Genomic DNA, 20,878 nt, shown 5'->3' with positions numbered 1-20,878 from the left:
GATGCGACGCTTCGGTTTAAGCCTGGCAAGTGGCTTATTCATCATCGTTTTAGGGGTTTTTCTGTTGCAATATCTTGAGGCTCGGCAAAGCCATTATCCTTTTGCAAGCAGGGGAGAATTGCAATTGCAGCTGCCGACTTCCACAGTCAGCAAGGAACAATTGCAGAAAGAATTAGACCAGTTGGTTGATGCTCATCCAGGTGCTCAATTGCTTAAGGTGAGAAATCGCCAAGAAGGGCAAAAGGAGCAGCGAGACTTATATTATTTTGGCAGTCAACCGCCAGTGAGTCGTGACCTACCTTTAGCAGGGCAACGTATTTTATGGTTTGGCAGGCAGACGATTGGCCAGTTACGTCCCGCGCAGGCATTAGGGACGACACCATTATTTGGAACTTACGCTTGGGCGGGGGATGAGCGTTTTATTTCGGCCTTGCAAACTTGGGCGGAGGAACGTGGCTTGGCAGTGCAAGTACAGGAGCGCCCTTCTTTTTGGCGAAACTTGCGCCAGAGCCTCCTGGCCCTGCCCCAATCCGGGCGGGGGCAGATTGTTAGTATCACTTTTCTGCTATGGTTAAGTACGGTGCTCGCCTATTTTCGTGACGAACATCGCCATCATGTTTTACGCTTGCTCGGTGGCATTTCACCGCGGCGGATTGTCGTTGATATCATTATTGATCTGAGTCAGCAACTGCTCTGGGGCTTGCTATTGGGCTTACTGATTCTGGCTTGCGGGGTAGGGCTTTTCTTTGGCTACCAGCAAATTAGCATTGCTTGGCGTTTTAGCCGTCTTATTCTGCTGGGTCTCTCTATAGGACTGTTGCTCTTATTGGGCCTGTCCGCTTGCCTGTTGCGCCCACGGGTGGCGGTGGTTTCTCAACCTGGCTTTGCAGAACCCTGGTTGGAATACTCCCACCGGGGACTGCGTTTTTTAAGCTGCCTAAGCTTTTTCTTGCTCCTGCCTGGCTTGCTGACCACATTTTGGATTCGCTTTCAACTTGCTCAAGAATATCAAATCTGGCAGGGCTTCGAAAATCATGTACAGGTGGCTCTTAGTCAGGAAGAGGCCAGCACCCAAGAGCCAGCCAAGACGTTGGAGTTTCTGCAAGGGATGGCTGATCATGAGGGCTTGGCGCTCTCTTATGTCGTGGATCAAAGTATTCATCTGGAAGAGGAATTGGGCGATGCGTTTGATCATTTTATCGTGACTGATCCGCAGTGGCTAGAAGCTATGGAGCTTTCTGTATCTGACGCTCAGGCTGCCGGCCAACTTAAGCCCCTGCAGGTTGAGCAGCTTTCCCCCGGCTTGCGGACTTTTTTACAAAGTCAATTGCCTTTATGGCTGAGGGATAAAAATGCCGAACTGGATTCTTTACCTTTTTATGTTTGGACAGGCAAAAAACCTTTAGTTGCCTTACCGCCTAATTTAGCCATGGGCAATCAGACAGTGCATGCTAAACACCCACTGGTTCTGCTGGTGGACCATCCAACACGAGATTTAGAATTTAACGGTTTTCTGTTGCCCGCCTTAACCAGTGGCAATTTAGTCTTTAAGCAGGATACTTATTTTGAAAATGCTTTAGCGAGATCACCACTCTATTGGGATGTTTTGTCCATCGATACGATTGCGGATGTTGCCCTCCACCAGGGGCAGGACTTCCAGAAAGAAGCCAATTTCTATGTCTTGGCGATTGGAATTACCCTCTTTCTTATCGGCTATTCGGGCTTTTTGGCGGCCAAAAATTGGTTGGATCAACATCAAAAAGTACTTTTTATCGAACGCACGAGTGGCCATCCTTACCATCAGATTTTCCGGCCTGCCTTGCGTTTGGAATTGGGGATGTTTAGCCTGGCTGCCTTTTTAGGCCTCGGTTATGGGGCTTTTTTTGGACATTTGCCGTTGACTTTACTGCTGGGTGTGGGTGCTGGTGGCTTACTATTGTTTATCACAAGTTTGTTGCTCACTTATCATGGGGTGGGCAGCCAGCGTTTCCAAAATATCATCCAGCGCGCTTAGGAGGGATCGAGATGGCTTATATTGGCGAAAATATTGGGGTTAAGATTGGGGAACGAACTTTATTTGCAGGCCTGAATTTCACATTGAGGGCGGGGACCAGTGTGGCAATCACTGGGCCTTCAGGCTGTGGGAAAACGACCTTGCTCAATGTATTAGGCTTGCTGCGACCTGCTGACCAGGGGGAATTATTTTGGGCTGGCCAGCGTCTCGATGCCCAGTCGGAACAGCAGCGCCTGCGTTTTTGGCGGAATGTGGCCGCTTTTATTTACCAGGATTATGGGGTCATTGATGAGGCCAGTGTGGCCTATAATGTGACCTTAGAGCGGCGGAAAGAACGCGCTCCTCAAGTGGCAGAAATTCTTAAAGCGGTTGGCTTAAATGGACAAGAGCAGCGTCAGGCAGTTACCCTGTCTGGTGGGGAGAAGCAACGTCTGGGCTTGGCGCGTGCCTTGTACAAAGAGGCAAAAATCATCTTTGCGGATGAGCCCACTGCCTCCTTAGATCGAAAAAATCGTCAGCAGGTCTTTCGCCTCTTTCGCCATTGCCAAGACCGCGGAGCCTTGGTAGTATTAGCTACCCATGATGAAAATTTAGCCCAACACTGTGACCAACAGCTGTGTTTGTAGGTGCAGTTTTAAGGATTCAGCTGGAGGGGACTCCAGCTTTTTTTAGGTGAGATTTGGGCACAAAGAAAAAAGAGCTGGCGAACCAGCTCTTTAGGGGGCAGCGAAACTTTCTATTCTTCAGGGAAGACGGCGTCGAGGGCTTTGTTAATTTTTTCCTCGTCTGCAAGGTAAGGGATAGTGATGTGGCCATCAGACTTCCGATCGTTATAATTAATCGCTGTTTCAATGGCGTGAGGGTTGCGAGCCCAGCTCCGACGGGCGACACCGCCCATGGTATCCCAGGACATACTGAGACGAATAATTTCGTCAACACGTTCACTACCGTCTAAGACAAGACCAAAACCACCGTTAATGGACTTACCAACACCGACACCGCCACCATTATGGAGGGCAATCATGGTCATCCCACGGGCAGCATTCCCGGCATAGCATTGTACTGCCATGTCAGCGGTGACGTTAGAACCATCCTTAATGTTGGAGGTTTCACGGAAGGGGGAGTCTGTCCCAGAAACGTCGTGGTGGTCGCGGCCGAGCATCACCGGACCAATTTTGCCTTCACGAACAAGTTCGTTGAATTTAAGGGCGATATTCACCCGCCCAATTTCATCTTGGTAGAGGATGCGGGCTTGGGAACCAACAACCATTTGGTTCTTTTCAGCGTTCTTGATCCAGTTGTAGTTGTCCAAGTCTTGGTAGCGACGATCCTTGTCAATGGCTTCCATCGCAGCCTTGTCCGTTTGGATTAAGTCTTCGTGTTTGCCGCTCAAGCATACCCAGCGGAAAGGTCCGTAGCCGTAGTCGAAGAGCATCGGTCCCATGATATCTTCCACGTAGCTTGGCCAGATGAAGCCGTCTTTGTCATCGTGGCCATTTTTGGAGATTTCCTTAATGCCCGAGTCATAGATGGCTTTCATGAAGGAGTTCCCGTAGTCGAAGAAGTAGGTGCCTTTTTCTGTTAGCCGCTTGATCACGTGATAGTGGCGATCGAGGGTTTCGTCAACCAGCTTGCAGAACTGCTTAGGATCTTCATTTAACATCTTAGTCCGTTCTTCAAAGGTCAAGCCAACTGGGCAGTAGCCCCCAACATAAACGTTATGGCAAGACGTTTGGTCGGACAAGAGGTCGATGTGAATGTCTTCCTTATCCATGTATTCCAAGAGATCAACGATGTTACCGTGGTAGGCGATCGAGGTGGATTCTTTCTTATCCAAGGCTTTTTGGGCACGTTCGCAGGCGTCTTCTGGCGTTTCTGCCAATTGACTGATCCAGCCTTGTTCGAGGCGGGTGTCAATCCGGGATTGATCCACTTCTGCAACGATGGTGACGGAGTTGGCGATTTCCCCAGCTTTACCTTGGGCACCGGACATCCCACCGAGACCACTTGTGACGAATAATTTACCGGTCAAATCGCCATCTTCAGGGACGCCTAATTTCAAACGACCGGCATTTAAGATGGTGTTGAAGGTGCCGTGAACGATACCTTGTGGGCCAATGTACATCCAGCCCCCAGCCGTCATTTGCCCGTAGTTGGTGACGCCCATTTCTTCGGCGACTTCCCAGTCCTCTTGGTTGTCATATTCGCCGACGAGTAGGCCGTTGGTGATGATGACGCGAGGGGAGTTTTTCCGTGATTTGAACAAGCCCACAGGATGTCCTGATTGCATGACGAGGGTTTGTTCATCGGTCATGTTTTCTAAGTATTTCTTGATGAGGCGGTATTGGAGCCAGTTTTGGCAAACTGAACCGGTTTCACCATAAGTAACGAGTTCGTAAGGGTAGAGGGCGACGTCGAAGTCCAAGTTGTTGTCGATCATGACTTGGATTCCCTTAGCCGCTTCACATTTCCCCTTGTATTCATCAATTCCCTTGGCATAAATTTTGCCCGCAGGCCGCCAGCGGTAAGCGTAAATACGACCGCGCGTCCGGAGTTCTTCGAGGAATTCAGGAATAACTTTTTCGTGTAGTTCTTCTGGTAAATAACGTAAAGCATTTTTTAACGCTGTCCGTGTTTGGTCTTTCGTTAAATGGAAGCCACGATTGGGCGCCCGACGAATACCTTCTTCAAATTCTGGGTAATCAGGCAGGGTATTATCCAATTTGATTTCCATTGCCTGAGAAATCTGTTGATTATCCATTTTTTCGCTCCTTTACTAGCACTAACGGTTGTCAAAGTGTAAAACCCTAAGCCAAGTGAGAGTGAGCTATAAAGATTTTACTCTTTTACAGCGCAATACTACTCTATCCGACCTCTGTCAAACAAAAGTCAATCTTAGTATATCATAGTAAGTGCCTTTTGTTCAAAGCGCTTTCCGCTTAGCTTAGACGTTTTTTTGACAATAAAAAGGTATCTTGTACTATAATAGTGTTAGTAACTCAATTGATCCAAGCGAATATGCAAGGAGGCATAATATGGCAAGTGATAAAATTTTTGTCCATTTTAGTCAAGTGTTCAATCCTCATGACGAAGGACGAGCCTTATATGGTTCGGAAATGGATACGGCAGATGTCATTGAAGATGGCTATATTGCTGTGAAGGATGGGAAAATCCTCGCTGTTGGTTCCGGGGAACCCGCCAGTGATTTAGTGGATGACAAAACTGAGGTGATTGACTGCACGGGTAAATTCGCTAGCCCCGGCCTCATTGACTGCCACACCCACCTTGTTTACGGTGGTAGTCGCGAGCATGAATTCGCTAAGAAATTAAACGGCATGTCCTACCTGGAAATCTTAAATGAAGGCGGTGGGATTCTCTCTACGGTTAGAAGTACCCGTGAAGCCAGTTTTGACGAATTAGTCGAAAAGACAGAAAATCTCTTAAGCCACATGCTTCGTCACGGGGTGACCACTGTGGAAGCGAAGAGTGGCTACGGCTTAAACTGGGAAAATGAAGAAAAACAAATGCGGGTGGTCGAAAAATTAAAGCAAACGCAACCGATTGAACTGGTTTCAACCTTTATGGCCGCCCACGCCATTCCGGAAGAATACAATGGTGACGGCGACAAATATATTGATGATGTCATTGCCATGCTACCTAAGGTAAAGGAAGAAAACTTGGCGGAATTCTGTGACGTTTTCTGCGAGCAGGATGTCTTCACGGCGGAACAATCCAAACGCCTTCTCGAAGCTGCGAAGGAATTGGGCTTTGGCCTACGCATTCACAGTGATGAAATTGCTACGATTGGTGGCGTCGATGTGGCGGCGGAAATTCCTACGAACACGGCTGAACACTTGATGAAAATCACTGATGAAGGTGTGAAAAAATTAGCTGCAAGTAAAGTCATCGGGGATGTTCTCCCAGGGACGACTTTTAGCTTAATGGAAGACACCTATGCGCCAGCGAAGAAAATGATCGAAGCCGGTATGGCCATTACCTTGTCGACAGACTCTAACCCGGGCAGCTGCCCCATGGCAAACATGCAATTCATCATGCAATTAGGCTGCTTCCAATTGCACTTAACCCCAATCCAAGTGTATAATGCGGTTACTATTAATGCAGCCTATGCAGCAGGTCGTGGAGAGACAGTGGGTAGCTTTAAGAAAGGTAAACGCGCTAACATTACCATTTTTGATGCACCAAACTTGGACTACACCCTCTACTTCTTCGCCACCAACCTGGCTCAAGACGTTTTGATCGACGGGGAATACAAGGTGAAAAACTTCGAAATCGTCAAGTAAAAGTCAAAATTAGAATGCTGACCCGGGCTTTGGCTCGGGTTTTTTAAGTTTTATAAGCAGGAAATAGAAAAGTTTTCCTTAACGAACCTTTCTTCGTCTAGGATTGCCAAAAAGCATGTTAAAATAGTTAGTGAAGTCGTTCATGAGTGCTGGGCGACAGGCGATTAACTGAAGAGGGTGTTGTTATGCCAATATACGGACAGTGTTTTGGAAAGCCTCAGATTACGGTGGAAGGCGAGACGATCCTATTTCCCTTTCAAAAGATTGAGGCCTTGCTATTTTATCTTTTTGTTAATACGCAAGTTCGACGCGATGAGGCCGCGTCACTATTATGGCCGGACATGGAGGAGAAGCGGGCAAAGAAAAACTTACGGAATGTGATTTACCAGGCGAATAAGAAGTTAACTTATCCCGTCATTGCCTCGCCAAACAAAGCAATTCTAACCCTGAATCCGGAACTCCCGATTGATGCTGATGTTAGGGCTTTCAAAAAACAGCCCGAGGAGCATTTAGACCTCTACCGCGGGGAGTTTCTGGAGGGCTTTAGCCTAAAAGATTCCGAAGCTTATGAACTGTGGCTGGTGAAAATGCGCCAGCACTACCGCCGGGAATTTACCAATGCCTGCGTGGAAAAAGTCAAAGCTGAATTGGATCAAGGGGAAAATCCTGAAATTGAGAAACTCCTCTATCGTTTGATTGACTTGGATGAATTTGACGAGCAAGCCTATCATCTCCTGATGTGCTATTATCAAAAAATTGACCGCCTAGATAAGGTGGTTGACACCTATTATCGTTTGGATGACTTGCTGGCGGAAGAATTAGGGGTCACTCCCAGTGCACCGGTGCGGGAAATGTATGAAGCCGCCTTGCGTCAATTAAATCAGCGGACACCTATTAAGAAACGGCGCTTTGCCAAACGCTTTTTTGGCCGCCAGGACGAGCGGCGTTGGTTGGAGCAAAATCTCTCACATTTTAAGCACCATGAACCCAACTACTCGGTGCTTCTCACCGGCGAAGAGGGGGTAGGAAAGACAAGTTTAGTGAACCGGGTGTTAGATAATGTGAGGGATGACTTCTACATTTTTGACACGCAATGCTACCAAGTCGAAGGGGCCTATAATTTACGGCCTTTCTACCGTTTGATTCCCCAAATCACAAAAATTATCAAGGAAAAAGAGCTCTTCAATTTGGATGAATGGCGGGCCACCCTATCCCATTACTTCCCCTCGATGAATTTGCGCTCTTATCAGAAATTTGCGCCCCATATGGATACCGAGCAGGTGGGGAATTTCAATGTTTTGAGTGAACTGCTGCTGACAGTTTTTGCAGCCTTAAGCGAATCCAAACCTGTGCTGGTTGTCTTCTCCGATGCCCATTGGCTGGATCAAAACAGCTGGAAGGTCATTGAAAGCTTAGTTTTGAATACGCAAAATCATAACATGCAATTGCTATTAACTTGGCGGAGCGATGCCAAGCAGCCCTACCCTTGTACGCTAGCCACCTTGAAGAAGAATGACCTACTGACGGAGCATGAGGTGAAACCCCTCTCTTTAGAGGAGACCAAGAATTTTGCCCGTAGTGTCTTGGAAAATCGGGAATTGTCCGCTTCGGAGTTGCAAGACCTCTATCATTTGACGGAAGGGAATCTCTTCTTTCTGGAAGAGGCGCTTGAAGTTATTAATAATAATGAGGATATCGGCATTTTGACGATCAAGATGCAAGCCGCTTTGGCGGAGCGCTTCAATCAAGTCAGTAAGCAGGCCAAACGTTTGCTTTGCCACTTGAGTTACTTTTATGCCAGTGTTTCGCTTGACTTCCTCGAGCAGGAGCTGGGCATTGATGAGCATGAATTATCCGAACTGCTGACGCCCTTAGTGGAACAAGGGGTTCTCATTGAGGAGGTTCATGAAGGTGAGCTAGGCGTTCGCTTCAGTCATCAGCGCTTCCGCGAGTATTTCTACCAGATGGAGAGCTTGACCAAGCGACGGGCTGAGCATTTACGCTTGGCACAAACACTGGCCAAAGCCCACCAAGACGACGACGCCCCTAATCCTTTGGCTAAAATTGCTTACCATTACAAGGAAGCGGGCGAATACTTGCTGGAGATTTCCTACCGCATTCGTTACTTGGAGCACTATTTTGATTACTACCACGAGCTTTTCCCCGTGGAACCTGATCCGGCTTTTCAGGTTAATCCTTATACGGGACTGGCGAGCCTTTGGGGTATGAGTACAGAAAATAGCTTCCAAGATGTGCGCCATAAATTGGAGGATTTGACCGTAGAGGAAGGGCAGCAAGAGGCCTATGAAGAACTGCTGATTCGCTTCAATCTGATGGAAGGGCGCTATTACCTCCGCCGTGGGGCTTATGATAAGGCGGCTAAGGATTTGCGCCAGGCCATTCGGGAAGCTCGAACCGTGGGGCATGAAGAGCATTTGCTGACTGGCTATAAGCAACTTATCTACTTGTATATTCAAATGGATCGCCCCGATGACATGGGTTACTACCTAGAGCAAGCCTTGCGCTTAGCAATTAAAACGAATAATTACGAAACCATGGGCGGGCTCTTGCGTCTCGAAGGCCTGCACCATTTGATGCTCGGGGAATTGACAGAGGCTTGGCAGCGTTTAGACGAATCGATTCGCAATTTCACGATCGTTTCCAATTGGCAGGAAAAATACAGTGTCAGTGTGGCGGTGGCCTATGACTATATTGCGGAAATTTGCTCGATTAAGAAGCAGTACCGCGACGCTGTCGACTACCAGAAACGTGCCATTCATTTAGTTGAGCATGGCCACGTGGAGAGTACCCTTTATGTTTTCTATATTAATATGGGCATTATTCGCTATCAAATGGGTGAGTATGAATTATCATTGGATTATTTGACTAAGGCTTATGAGATTTACCAAGCCATCCCCACGAGTTGGAAGCACGGCCAGCTTTATGCCTACCTCATTTTAGTGGCCTGGCGTTTGGAAAAATGGTCAGCATTAGAAAAATGGCTGCGTGAACTGACAGGTGCGGCCGGACGCTTTACCAGTCCGAGTGAGCAAGGTTTCGTCGCTTTTGCCAAGGCGATCATTAAAAAAGAAATAGAAGAAGAGCCTCAAAAAAATGCCGCGCCTTGGGCCCAAGCTTTCGCTCACTCCAGTGAGTATTATGCCGAAGATGCCCGCCGGAAATTAAATACGCACCGTAATCGTAGTGAATTAGATCGTTTGCAAAAGAAAATTCCTATGACTAAGCATTGAGAACAGAAAAAGCCAGCCGGGGGGCTGGCGTTTTCTTTTGCCTATAGTTTCTCTAAATGAGCCTTGGCAATTCTTAGGGCGAGTGCGGGATAGTCCTTCGCCAAGAGACCCATGGCGGACAAAAGGTAGGCGTGATCGCGGTAGAAGGCGGGCTGTTCGGGAAAGAGGAAAGTTCCGGCAGCACTTCTGTGCGGGGCAGTTGCTTCCTTAAGAATGTTTAAAGGGGTAGGACTATGCACGATGACGCCCCCAGTGCCAATCACATTTTGAATGCCCCGCAAATCTTTTCCTTGCCAGTAGTAGGTGCCTTCGCTACCTTCTTTGACATAGCTTTCGGTGCCGGCATGGCGCTGCATGGCTTCTTGGCAGGCAATGCGGGCAAGGGTTTGGTCGAATTGCTGCTCCCAAGCATTGCTAGGCAGACTTTCGGGGTGTTCTTCAAGCTCATGGCAACGCCTTTCAATGGTTAAAGCCTCTAAGCTGGGGTCTTTCTCTTGAAAAGCGGCCACCCCACAATTCATTAAAAGGCTTTGGCTAGAATAGCGCATGCCCAAATCACCTTCAACCGTTCGCTTGACGACCGGTTCCGGCAGGCCGAGTTGAATGCGGTTAGCCTGGTGCTGGTGATTTTCGATGACAGAATGGATGTCTGTTGTCGCTCCGCCAATGTCGATGATACAAGTGGGCCCGATTCCCGCTTCCTTCTCGGTACCTTGACTTAAAAGTTCCGCTGCTTCTAAGACGCTAAGGGGAGTGGGGAGGATCGGATGGGGACTTAAGTGTTTTAATTCCCCTAAGCCCTTAGCAGAAATAATTTTGTCGAAGAAAATTTGCCGCAGAATTTGCCGTGTCTTATCGGGCCTAAGGAAATTGGTTTTGGGCAGGATATTTTCGGCAAAAATCACGCGCTCCCTGCCCCCCGCAAACTGGGCTGAAATTTTTGGGTAGGCTTCTGTGTTACCAGCCACCACAAGGGGGATCTCTGCCGGTAAGGCCTGTAGTTTTTCTGCCGCCGCCGTGATAAAGGCCGTGTTGCCCCCTTCCGTACCACCGGTCAAAAGGACAACATCTGGCTCTAATTTCTGTATCTCCAAGACATCAAGAGGGCTAATTTGATAGGCATAAGTTTTTAAAATGCGGGTGCCGGAGCCCAAGGCCACGTTAACTGCTGCTTTCGCGGTTAGGGACTGGGTTAAACCGATGGCCACCATTTTAAAACCCCCAAAGGCCGAAGAAGCAATATAAGTATCCTGAATAGCTAAAGCTTCATTTCCTAAGCTTTTCACTAATTGCTGCCTGATCGCCTCGTAGCTGGCCATGATACTGGTTTTGACAGCTGTTTCGGCACTGACTTGGGCGAGCAAGGCTTCGCGCTTGGCGTCCACAAGTGTCCCTTTGGTATAGGTACTCCCAAAATCCAAGAGTAATAGTTGCTTTCCCATACTGGACCTCCTTAAATTTTTCGTCTATTTATCGTCAATTCAAAAATACTGGTCAGAAGTAGTTTGAACGTCATAAAAAATTATTGTGAAAATTTGGTATGAAAATCGATACAAAGATGATTTTTTTGATGCATAAGGGACGATTTGTTTGGCAAAAACCAAGCAGTAGGCCATTCCTACTAACTAACCATTACCCAGTAACTGTCAAATAAACGTCAAAGAATAATAAAACCGTTTACATCGCTATAAGCATTAGGGTTGACAGCGTTTATTTTAAATGGTAATTTTAGAAGTGTCAAATGTATTAGCCAAGTGAGAGGCAAAATGGAAAGGAAGAATGATTATGGCAAAACTAGTCGAATGTATTCCTAACTTTAGTAATGGCCGTGACAAGGAAGTTGTAGATGGCCTTGTTGAAGTAGCGAAAAGCGTCAACGGGGTTACCTTACTTGACTATTCGTCAGACCCTAGCCACAACCGTAGTGTGTTTACTTTGGTAGGAGACGTTGACGGAGTCCAAGAAGTAGCATTCCAATTAGCTAAATACGCCCGTGATCACATTGATATGAACAAACACGAAGGTGAACATCCACGCATGGGTGCTATGGACGTTTGCCCATTTGTTCCAATTAAAGAAGTGACCATGGAAGAATGTGTGGAAATTTCTAAGAAAGTAGCCCAACGCCTCTGGGAAGAATTAGAAATTCCAAGCTTCCTCTATGAAGAATCAGCCAGTGCCCCTTACCGGAAGAACCTCGCCAAAGTGCGTAAAGGCCAATTCGAAGGCATGCCTGAAAAATTGAAGGAAGAAGAATGGGCGCCTGACTATGGTGAACGTAAGATCCACCCCACCTTTGGGATTTGTGCCATTGGGGCGCGGATGCCACTCGTTGCCTTCAACGTTAACCTCGACACGGATAACTTAGACATTGCGAAGAAAATTGCTAAAATTATCCGTCAATCTGGCGGTGGCTGGCGCTCCTGTAAAGGGATCGGTGTCATGCTTGAAGACCGTAACATCGCCCAAGTTTCGATGAACATGGTTAATTTTGAAGACACGCCTCTTTACCGGACTTTTGAAACCATTCGTTTTGAAGCTGCTCGCTACGGCGTTAACATCATTGGTAGTGAAATCATCGGCTTAGCCCCTGCCAAAGCGCTCGTAGACACCGCCGAATACTACTTGAAGGTCGAAGACTTTGACTACAATGAACAAGTTCTTGAGAACTACTTATTGAACTAGGAGGCAAAAACATGGCAAAACTCGTTGACTTAACCGTCAAAGAATTTATCGATACGTTAAACTCAGATGCGCCAGCACCTGGTGGCGGTAGTGCTTCTGCACTGGCCGCAGCGATGGGGATCTCCCTCACCAACATGGTCGCTCTCCTCACCGAAGGCAAGAAGAAATACGCCGATGGGCAAGAAGCTGCTAAAAATATTATTGCTGAAGCCAAAGACTTGAAAGTCAAATTGGTGGAAGCCATTGATAAGGATACAGAAGCTTTCAACGCCGTTAGCGCCGTCTTTAAAATGCCGAAAGAAACCGATGAAGAAAAAGCTGCCCGCAAAGAAGCCATGCAAGAAGCCCTCAAGGGCGCTGCAGAATCACCTTTGGAAATGATGAAGATGATTGTTAAAGCCATCCATATCACCGACAGCGGGGTAGGTAAATTAAACCCGAACGCTGCTAGTGACTTGGGGGTAGCGGCCTTGAACTTGAAATCTGGCCTCCGCGGCGCTTGGTTAAACGTTTTGATCAACCTTGACGGGATCAAAGACGAAGACTTCATCCAAAACATGAAAAAAGAAGGCCAAGACCTCTTGGCTGAAGGTGAAGAACTCGCTGATAAAGTTTACGAAGCCATTTTGAGTAACCTGTAACGATATAAAGTCGGGCCCGGTTTTCCGGGCTCGCTATTGGATCGAATTTTGAATCATAGGCCAATTTTGAATATTTGAATAATTTAAAGTCTATTTTTTGAAAGCGATCACCTTGTCATTGGAAGGAGAAATATGAAATGACAATGATGGAAGAACAAACAAAAAATTCACCACCACCAACACAGGAAGATCCTATTCCACTAGAAAAAGAAGCTGATAAATTTAGCTTGAGTGGGGCCACCCTTTATGGGATTAACGCCGTTATCGGGAGTGGTATTTTCCTCTTACCACAAACCATTTATAAGGATCTAGGGCCAGCCAGCCTTTTAGCCATCGTCTTTGACGTGATTTTGGTCCTCCTCCTTGCGGTTTGCTTCGCTGAAGTGGCCACTCGCTTTGACAAAAATGGTGGGGCTTTCCAATATTCCAAAGCTGCCTTTGGTGACTTCTTCGGTTTCATTGTCGGCTTACTGGGTTGGGCAGTAACGATCATGGCTTGGGCAGCGATGGCTGCTGGCTTTGCTAAATTATTAATTATGGCTTTCCCCAGCCTTGAAGGGAAGAATGTGTGGATCAGTTGTGCCTTAGTCATTGCTTTGTCCATTATTAACAGCATGGGGATTAAAACGTCAAAGATTTTCACGATCACGATTACGATTGCGAAGCTGATTCCGATTATCCTCTTTGCATGCTGTACGCTTTTCTTCCTGAAGGGTGGTTTCGATGCCGGTAACTTCACACCTTTCGTGCGCTTACCTGAAGGCATGACCATTTCCAAGGGGATTGCTTCCACATCCATGACCATTTTCTACGCCTTCATCGGCTTTGAGGCTTTGCCCATTGTTGCCGGTGAGATGCGTGACGCCAAGAAAAACGTTCCCAAAGCCATTGTTGGCTCCATTAGTATTGTATCTATTCTCTATTTCTTAATCATTGCCGGGACGATTGCCATGCTTGGTGTGGGCATTCTCCAATCCAATGCTCCAGTTCAAGATGCGCTTCGAGAAATGATTGGGCCGGTGGGCAGCTGGATTGTCTCCATCGGGGCTTTAATTTCCATTCTTGGCTTGAATATGGGCGACTCCTTGATGATTCCCCGGCTCGGTGCTTCCATTGCCGACGAGGGTTTACTGCCCGCCGCCTTTGCGCGAAAAAATAAAAAAGGCGCTCCCATTGTCGCTATTATCGTGTCGGGGATTTTAACCATCCTGCTGCTCATGAGTGGGACGTTCGAACAATTAGCTGACCTTAGTGTGGTCTTCCGGTTCTTACAATATATTCCTACGGCTCTGGCGGTTATTGTCCTTCGTCGCAAAGAAAAACAATTCAAAGGCTCCTTCCGCTTGCCTTTTGGTTCAACCATTCCAATTTTGGCAACGGTCGTCAGTGTTTGGATGCTCTTCATGGGAGCCAACCGTATGAGTCTAGTGGCCTTAGTGGTCGGGGTAGTTCTCTCCGCCATCATGTACTTCATCATGAACAAATCCTACAAGCGGGAACAAAGTAACCTTAATTAAACTTACCGTTTCTTAATATTAAATCAGCTTACTATATGTTAGTATAAAATCAGAACTTAGAATTATGGAGGTAAGGACATGACACAAATTATTGAACTCGATGGTAATAGTTTAACACTCGAACAAGTTGTTCAGGTCGCTCGCGAGCATGCAGAAGTCAAGTTAAAAGACGAAGCCATTGCTGCTGTTAATGCTTCACGGAAAATCATTGATGACATCGTCGAAAGCAAGAAAGTCACTTACGGGGTCAACACTGGTTTTGGTTCCCTCGTACGGGAATCCATTCCGGCTGACTTAACCCGGCAATTACAAGAAAATCTTATCCGGACCCATGCCAGTGGCTTCGGTGATCCTTTCAAGGAAGACGAAGTGCGGGCGATCGTACTCATCCGGATTAACAGCTTACTGAAAGGCTACTCCGGCATTCGCCTCAGCACCATCGAAACCATGGTGGACATGTTAAACAAAGGCGTTGTCCCACACATCCCAGAAAAGGGCTCGATTGGTTCCAGTGGTGACCTCGCACCCCTCTCCCACATGGTGCTCCCCATGCTTGGCTTAGGCCGGGCTTACTACCAGGGTGAATTGATGGCTGGTGCCGAAGCCATGGAAAAAGCCGGCGTTGAAGTCATCCACCTGGAAGCCAAGGAAGGCCTAGCTCTCATCAACGGGACGACCGTCCTCACCGCTATCGGTGCCTTAGCGACTTATGACGCTGAACAATTGCTCAAGCTCGCCGACATTGCTGGGGCGCTTTCCCTAGAAACCCACCACGGCATTATCGATGCCTTCGACGAACGCCTACACATCATTCGTCCTCAAGTGGGGCAATTAGCAACCGCTAAAAACATTCGCACCTTACTAGAAGGTTCCAAGCGGACCGTGCGCATGGACGAAGAACACGTGCAAGACGCCTACACCCTCCGCTGCATCCCGCAAGTTCACGGCGCCAGCAAGGATACCATTGCCTCTGTTAAGGAAAAAGTTGAAATTGAAATCAACTCCGTCACCGACAACCCTATTATCACTCGTGAAGGCCAAGCTATTTCCGGTGGTAACTTCCACGGTGAACCTATGGCCCAACCTTTCGACTACTTAGGTATTGGGATTGCCGAAATCGGGAATATTTCCGAACGTCGGGTGGAACGTCTTGTTAACTCCAACCTCAGTGGCCTACCAAGCTTCTTAGTGAAGCACCCAGGCGTTAACTCTGGCTTCATGATTGCCCAATATGCCGCTGCCGGCTTGGTTTCTGAAAACAAAGTACTCGCCCACCCAGCTTCCGTGGACTCTATCACCAGCTGCGAAAACCAAGAAGACTTTGTCTCCATGGGGACCATTGCTGCCCGTCACGCCCGGGACATCCTCAAAAACTCCCGCCGTGTCGTCGCTACGGAAATCATGGCCGCTTGCCAAGCCATTGACTTCGATGAAGATGGCCGCGACCAATTAGCAGAACCAACCCGTGCCGCTTACGACGTTGTTCGCCAACACATTGACTTCATTGCCGAAGACAAAGATATTGAAATCTATGACGAACTTGAAAAAGCAACCGACTTGCTGATCGATGGCTCGATCCTAGCCGCCGTAGAAGAAAAAGTTGAATTAAATATTCAATAATAGGAATCGACAGCTTTTAGAGAAGCGCCCGCTGCGAGTAGGGCGCTTTTTTGTTTGAGTTCTTCGGCTAGAGAGCTATAATGAACACCGCAAAGGAAAGCCTTGAAAAGCTAGTAATAGCTCAAGTATAGTGTTTGAGGAGGGCTTTAGCAGGGGCTGATGGATGATGTTAGAGAAGATTTTGGGGTGCCATTTTATCAGGCCAGTTTCCATTTTTTGGTGATTCTACCGGCTGGAACAGGTTAAATGCGGCTCCCCTCTCATTTGTCCAAGTTCTTGTGAGCTTTTGTTCCAATGTAAAAACCCCTAGCGCAGCAGGCTCTGTTGGCGCTAGGGGTTTTTATCTTTGCTCTTGACTTAGAAAACGGGCACGATATCGTCTTGGAATTTTGCTTTAATAAGCTCCTTGCATTTTTCGGAGGTCATAACCTGCAGCAATTTTTGGAATTTCTCCTCGCCTTTATTTTCTTCCTTGACGGCAATAATGTTAGCGTAGGGGGCGTCCTTATCTTCGCTGTAAATGGCGTCGTCGATGGGATTCAGACCATTAGCGATGGCGTAATTGGAGTTGATAATACCAATCGTGGCGTCGCCGTAGGTTTTGGGAATAGAGGCTGCTTCCATGGGCACAAATTTCAAGTTTTTCGGATTTTCCACGATATCTTGTTCTGTGGCTTTCAAATTATTTTCATCGGCGAGTTTAATGACTCCCGCTTTTTGCAGTAGCAGGAGGGCACGGGCACCGTTGGAAGGGTCGTTAGGGATAATAACTTCGTCGCCATCCTTTAGTTCATCCAAGCTCTTAAGCGATTTGGAGTAGACACCGATGGGTTCCAAGTGGATAGCGCCTAAGTTGACGAGGTCCTTAATGCCCCGTTCTTCGCAGAAGTCCTTCAAATAGGCTTCATGCTGGAAAAAGTTGGCGTCAATATCGCCAGCTTCTAATTGCAGGTTGGGTTGCACATAGTCGTCAAAATTAACCACCTTAACATCTAGGCCTTCTTTTTTGAATTCATCCTTTAGGCCTTCCACAATTTCTCCGTGGGGCGTGGGGCTGACGCCAATAGTTAAGCTGTCTTCTGACGAGGCACTTTCTTGGCCGCAAGCCGTGAGGGTGAGGGTGAGGGCGATGAGGCAGAGGACGAGGTATTTGAATTTTTTCATATTAAAACTCCTATCTTTTATCAATTTTAGTGGCTAATTGCTTGCCTAGGAATTGGATCACCTGGACGAGAATAATAATTACAATAACAGCGGCGTACAGGACCTCAGGCTCATTGCGCTGGTAGCCGTAGCGGTTGGCAATATCCCCTAGGCCACCCCCACCCATCAAACCTGCCATGGCCGAGTAACCAATAACGTTAATAATGGTCATGGTGATACCGTCAACGATCATGGGCATGGCTTCTGGGAGCAGCACCTTGTAAATAATTTCCCGATTCGTCGACCCCATCGATTTGGCGGCATCGATCACGCCCCTGTCCACCTGGAGCAGGTAGCCCTCCATCAGCCGGGCCACAAAGGGCGCCGCACTCAGGGAGAGGGGAATGATCATTGCTGACGTTCCGTAAGCTTTACCGACGAGCAAGCGCGAGAGAGGGAAGACCACAATCATCAAAATCACAAAGGGCAAGCTTCGTAAAATATTAATGATCACATCTAAAACTTGGTAGAACTGCTTATTCTCCATCAGGCCGCCCGGCTGGCTGACGACCAGCACAATGCCTAGGGGCAGGCCGATTAAAACCGCAATTAGGGTGGATAAGAGTGTCATGATGAGGGTTTCTACCAAGGCAGGTTGAATAATTTGTAAAATATCCACGTTAGACCTCCTTCACTTGCACATCGTTGGCTTCTAGGTAGGTGACTGCTTTAGCAATTTCTTCCTCGCTCCCGCGCAGTTCAATATTTAAATGCCCGACGCAGGAGTTGGTCACCTTATTAATGTTGCCGGAGAGAATATTCACATCAATCGCAAACTTTTTTATCGTATCTGAGAGCGTCGTGTCGTAGTAATTCCCCTCACCATAGGTCAGCCGATAGAAACTGTGATTAGTGGGCGCCGTTTTCAGCTCTTGCATCTCCACTTCGTCTTCCAAATTCTTGATAAAGGCCTTGGTGATCGCATGTTGGGGATTAGTGAAAATTTGCTTGGTCGTGTTTTCTTCCACGATACGCCCCCGTTCCATCACGGCAATGCGATCGCAAATGTTTTTCGCCACCTCCATCTGGTGGGTGATCATAATCACCGTCATGTTGTATTTTTCTACTATGAGGCGAATTAGCTTTAAAATCTCGGCCGTATTTTGTGGATCTAAAGCGGATGTCCCTTCATCAGACAGGAGAATTTTCGGGTTGGTGGCAATAGCGCGCGCAATCGCCACGCGCTGCTTCTCGCCACCCGATAATTGCTTGGGGTAGGCGTTTTTCTTCTCCTCTAGGCCGATCAGGGTGAGGAGTTCATCCACCCGGGCAGCCATTTCTTCCTTGGTCTGGCCCATAATTTCCATGGGATAGCGAATGTTTTCCGCCACCGTTTTCTGCATGAAGAGATTAAAATGCTGGAAAATCATGCTCATGTTCTGGCGGGCCGCCCGCAAGTCGGGACCCGTTAGTTTTAAAATGGGCTGGCCGTCAATTAAAATTTCCCCCTGCGTCGGTTCTTCTAGCCGATTTAAACAACGGACCAAGGTTGATTTACCGGCGCCTGAGAGGCCAATGACCCCGTAAATCTCTCCTGCCTTCACCTGGAAGGACACATCATCTAGCCCCTTAATGAGCCGGTCGTTCACTTGAAATTCTTTGGTTAAATGCTTGACTTCAATCATATTTCCTCCCTAAACAAAAAAGATCTCCACCCCAAAGGACGAAGATCGTGCTACCACCTTAATTCCATGCCTTATCACTAAGACATGCTCAACAAGTACTATCATACTCGTTCTCTGTAACGGGAGAACCCGTAAATTTCTCAGTTTGAAATTTCCTAAAAAAAGACCATCTTCATTAAAGACCACTTTGCTTCTCTCACCACCACGAAGTTCTCTGGGAAAGCGAACTTTAATTACTCTTCTTTTTATGAAGTTTGCTTATTAATCTCCATCATAATGATTTTTAAGGCTTTGTCAACCGTTTTGTAAAAATAATACGAAATTTCTCATTTTTACACGTGGGACACTTCTACAATATCCTGGGTGGCTAGGATCCCTAGCACGTGACTTTAGGAAGTCCGCTAACTAGGGGCCTTGGCGCATGGCTCCCTGATAGCAAGTTTTAGAGTTCTGGATTCGAAAACGGGTAGTAATAATCGATTTGGGTACAAAAAAAGCGATCTCAAGGAGACCGCTTTTATTCAAAGAATTTTCCTGAATTTACTTGCCCTTGCGGAGGGCAAAGCCAGCACCGATGGCGGCGATGCTAAGGCCTAAAAGTGCCGGAGTCAAGGACGTCAGTGCCCCCGTCTGTGGTAATTTAGCTGCTCGGCGTTCGGCTACAGTTTTTTCGGCTTGCTCCTTGGCTTCTTGCTCTTGGAATTTCTTGTGCAAGTTTTTCACTGCGGACCAGTCGACTAAGTCAAGAAAATCCTTCGCTGGTTTTTCCGTCTCCACTTCTGCTTCCGCTGCGTCAGCCTTATTGGCTTCTAGGGCTTCGGCTAATTGCTTAGTGAGGACTTGGACGTCCTCAATGGTTAATTCTCCTTTAGCGAGAGCAGCTTCGGCTTGTTGAATGGCTTCCTCTAAGGCTTTCGATTGCTGTGTTTCCTTCTTGGCCAAGGCAATCAGTGCCTGCAGTTCATCGCTAGGGACGGCTTCCACAGTTGCTTCCTCATGAGCAGCGTAGGCTTCTCGAAGTTGGGTGAGGGTGCTTAGAATTTCTTCTGAATTAGCATCAGCCCCCTTGACTAAGATGGCTTCAGCAGCATCGCGAGCGTCACTTAGCGTCTGAGTGAGTTGGCTCATCTTATCGATTTTTTCAATGAGTGCTTTTAATTCGCTCATACGCAATTGGTCGATTAGGGCATTGAGGTTCGCTAAGGTTTGTGCGTCATTAATTTTAGCGAGAGTTTTCTCATCAGCTGCTTTGAATTCTTCCTTGGCTGCAGCTTTGGCAGCAGAGAGATCCTGGTCGTCCTTTTTCTGGACAGGGGCTTCCGTTTGTTTTTCTTCTTCTCTTTTTTCTTCGGCCGGCTTCTTCCCGTCTTTGCTTTCTTCCCGGTCCCCCAACAACTCTTCGACAGTGAGTTTAGGAGTTTCCGGTTCTTCGTCAGCGTAGGCAGGACTCGTCATGAAAGTTGCCAAAGTGGCCACCACGGCCAAGCTGGTTGATAGTAATTTCCTCATGATCCTCAGCTCCTGATTTCATCATTCACGCTAGTGGGCAATATGTACCCCTATTTCATTTATAATTATACCGGATAAATTCATATTTAGCAAGGAAAGTCACCGTATCTTCATCTTTATTTGAAGGGGTTCCATACAGGCCATGATAGGAATGTGAATTTCAGTAGCGATCACCTTGAAATATGCCTGTAACATTCATCGTGCCAAGAACGTCTACTCTGACCATATTTGACCCCGTAAAAAAAGCACCCACTCTGGGCGAATGTTTTTATTTTATACCTTCCTAGTTGATGAGGTCATTCCAAGCTTTATAAGCATTTTTATTTTGTTCTGACGGAGGTGTGCTGGCAAAGTTACCAACAAGCCAATCTTTGCTTGCTGCTCAATGGCATCGGCTTGATGGGGGAGAATATCTTCAAGGCTTTCAAATAGTCATAAAACATTCCATTTTTTTATGTTTTGGTAAAATTCTAGGAAACTCAGTAAAAACTTTCCTTAAACCATACAAGCGC

The 20,878-nt window shown here is 47.2% G+C and carries 14 protein-coding genes; 8 read left to right on the top strand and 6 right to left on the bottom strand.

Translation table 11 applies throughout. The features are described from left to right. Position 1: 1 nt before the first annotated feature. Together WF803_RS03200 and WF803_RS03195 are read left to right on the top strand one after the other, a co-directional pair. Positions 2-2,014 (top strand): hypothetical protein, encoded by a 2,013-nt coding sequence (locus WF803_RS03200; protein ID WP_489611678.1) that lies wholly within the window; start codon positions 2-4, stop codon positions 2,012-2,014. Between the two features lie 11 nt (positions 2,015-2,025). Continuing rightward, positions 2,026-2,640 carry an ABC transporter ATP-binding protein gene (locus WF803_RS03195; RefSeq protein ID WP_489611677.1) on the top strand — a complete coding sequence of 205 codons (615 nt, stop codon included), beginning with the start codon at positions 2,026-2,028 and terminating at the stop codon, positions 2,638-2,640. Between the two features lie 110 nt (positions 2,641-2,750). Here the strand turns inward: WF803_RS03195 and hutU are convergent, their stop codons facing one another. Then, the gene (gene hutU, locus WF803_RS03190; protein ID WP_489611676.1) at positions 2,751-4,775 is read right to left on the bottom strand and encodes a urocanate hydratase; all 2,025 of its coding nucleotides are present in this window, start codon (positions 4,773-4,775) and stop codon (positions 2,751-2,753) included. Positions 4,776-5,049: 274 nt separating this feature from the next. On the opposite strand from hutU, the gene hutI reads away from it, so the two are divergent. Together hutI and WF803_RS03180 are read left to right on the top strand one after the other, a co-directional pair. Further along, positions 5,050-6,315, top strand: coding sequence for an imidazolonepropionase (gene hutI, locus WF803_RS03185; RefSeq protein ID WP_489611675.1), 1,266 nt, complete (start codon positions 5,050-5,052; stop codon positions 6,313-6,315). 185 nt (positions 6,316-6,500) lie between these two features. Continuing rightward, the gene (locus WF803_RS03180; protein ID WP_489611674.1) at positions 6,501-9,566 is read left to right on the top strand and encodes an ATP-binding protein; all 3,066 of its coding nucleotides are present in this window, start codon (positions 6,501-6,503) and stop codon (positions 9,564-9,566) included. Positions 9,567-9,607: 41 nt separating this feature from the next. On the opposite strand, the gene glmL is transcribed toward WF803_RS03180, so the two are convergent. Beyond that, positions 9,608-11,008: a methylaspartate mutase accessory protein GlmL gene (glmL, locus tag WF803_RS03175; protein WP_489611673.1), complete on the bottom strand. Its 1,401-nt coding sequence runs from the start codon at positions 11,006-11,008 to the stop codon at positions 9,608-9,610. A 343-nt stretch (positions 11,009-11,351) separates the two neighbouring features. Between glmL and ftcD the strand changes: the two genes are divergently transcribed. The 4 genes from ftcD to hutH all read left to right on the top strand — a co-directional run bounded on the left by ftcD (position 11,352) and on the right by hutH (position 16,029). Next, the gene (ftcD, locus tag WF803_RS03170) at positions 11,352-12,251 is read left to right on the top strand and encodes a glutamate formimidoyltransferase (RefSeq protein WP_489611672.1); all 900 of its coding nucleotides are present in this window, start codon (positions 11,352-11,354) and stop codon (positions 12,249-12,251) included. A gap of 11 nt (positions 12,252-12,262) precedes the next feature. After that, positions 12,263-12,892 carry a cyclodeaminase/cyclohydrolase family protein gene (locus tag WF803_RS03165; protein WP_489611671.1) on the top strand — a complete coding sequence of 210 codons (630 nt, stop codon included), beginning with the start codon at positions 12,263-12,265 and terminating at the stop codon, positions 12,890-12,892. Positions 12,893-13,038: 146 nt separating this feature from the next. Then, positions 13,039-14,409 carry an APC family permease gene (locus tag WF803_RS03160; protein ID WP_489611884.1) on the top strand — a complete coding sequence of 457 codons (1,371 nt, stop codon included), beginning with the start codon at positions 13,039-13,041 and terminating at the stop codon, positions 14,407-14,409. A gap of 78 nt (positions 14,410-14,487) precedes the next feature. Further along, a complete protein-coding gene (hutH, locus tag WF803_RS03155; protein ID WP_489611670.1) occupies positions 14,488-16,029 on the top strand; it encodes a histidine ammonia-lyase in 1,542 nt (513 codons plus the stop codon). Between the two features lie 357 nt (positions 16,030-16,386). Here hutH and WF803_RS03150 read toward each other — a convergent pair whose 3' ends face one another. From WF803_RS03150 to WF803_RS03135, 4 genes are all read right to left on the bottom strand, one after another. Further along, positions 16,387-17,193 carry a MetQ/NlpA family ABC transporter substrate-binding protein gene (locus WF803_RS03150; protein ID WP_489611669.1) on the bottom strand — a complete coding sequence of 269 codons (807 nt, stop codon included), beginning with the start codon at positions 17,191-17,193 and terminating at the stop codon, positions 16,387-16,389. Positions 17,194-17,203: 10 nt separating this feature from the next. After that, complete coding sequence (locus WF803_RS03145; RefSeq protein WP_489611668.1) at positions 17,204-17,851, bottom strand: methionine ABC transporter permease; 648 nt, start codon at positions 17,849-17,851, stop codon at positions 17,204-17,206. A gap of 1 nt (position 17,852) precedes the next feature. Next, entirely contained in the window at positions 17,853-18,857 is a 1,005-nt protein-coding gene (locus tag WF803_RS03140; protein ID WP_489611667.1) for a methionine ABC transporter ATP-binding protein, read from the bottom strand. A 540-nt stretch (positions 18,858-19,397) separates the two neighbouring features. Further along, on the bottom strand, positions 19,398-20,366 hold the full coding sequence (locus WF803_RS03135; protein WP_489611666.1) for an LPXTG cell wall anchor domain-containing protein: 969 nt from the start codon (positions 20,364-20,366) through the stop codon (positions 19,398-19,400). Positions 20,367-20,878 lie beyond the last annotated feature (512 nt).

Source organism: Aerococcus sp. BD502, from assembly GCF_057919555.1.
This window is presented reverse-complemented; position numbering and strand designations above follow the sequence as displayed.

What these genes read in the sequence shown, in the direction of transcription:
- ftcD (WP_489611672.1), top strand. Translation starts at nt 11,352, where the DNA reads ATGGCAAAACTAGTCGAATGTATTCCTAACTTTAGTAATGGCCGTGAC.
- WF803_RS03160 (WP_489611884.1), top strand. Translation starts at nt 13,039, where the DNA reads ATGGAAGAACAAACAAAAAATTCACCACCACCAACACAGGAAGATCCT.
- WF803_RS03140 (WP_489611667.1), bottom strand. Translation starts at nt 18,857, where the DNA reads ATGATTGAAGTCAAGCATTTAACCAAAGAATTTCAAGTGAACGACCGG.
- WF803_RS03195 (WP_489611677.1), top strand. Translation starts at nt 2,026, where the DNA reads ATGGCTTATATTGGCGAAAATATTGGGGTTAAGATTGGGGAACGAACT.
- WF803_RS03200 (WP_489611678.1), top strand. Translation starts at nt 2, where the DNA reads ATGCGACGCTTCGGTTTAAGCCTGGCAAGTGGCTTATTCATCATCGTT.
- hutU (WP_489611676.1), bottom strand. Translation starts at nt 4,775, where the DNA reads ATGGATAATCAACAGATTTCTCAGGCAATGGAAATCAAATTGGATAAT.
- hutI (WP_489611675.1), top strand. Translation starts at nt 5,050, where the DNA reads ATGGCAAGTGATAAAATTTTTGTCCATTTTAGTCAAGTGTTCAATCCT.
- WF803_RS03180 (WP_489611674.1), top strand. Translation starts at nt 6,501, where the DNA reads ATGCCAATATACGGACAGTGTTTTGGAAAGCCTCAGATTACGGTGGAA.
- hutH (WP_489611670.1), top strand. Translation starts at nt 14,488, where the DNA reads ATGACACAAATTATTGAACTCGATGGTAATAGTTTAACACTCGAACAA.
- WF803_RS03165 (WP_489611671.1), top strand. Translation starts at nt 12,263, where the DNA reads ATGGCAAAACTCGTTGACTTAACCGTCAAAGAATTTATCGATACGTTA.
- glmL (WP_489611673.1), bottom strand. Translation starts at nt 11,008, where the DNA reads ATGGGAAAGCAACTATTACTCTTGGATTTTGGGAGTACCTATACCAAA.
- WF803_RS03135 (WP_489611666.1), bottom strand. Translation starts at nt 20,366, where the DNA reads ATGAGGAAATTACTATCAACCAGCTTGGCCGTGGTGGCCACTTTGGCA.
- WF803_RS03150 (WP_489611669.1), bottom strand. Translation starts at nt 17,193, where the DNA reads ATGAAAAAATTCAAATACCTCGTCCTCTGCCTCATCGCCCTCACCCTC.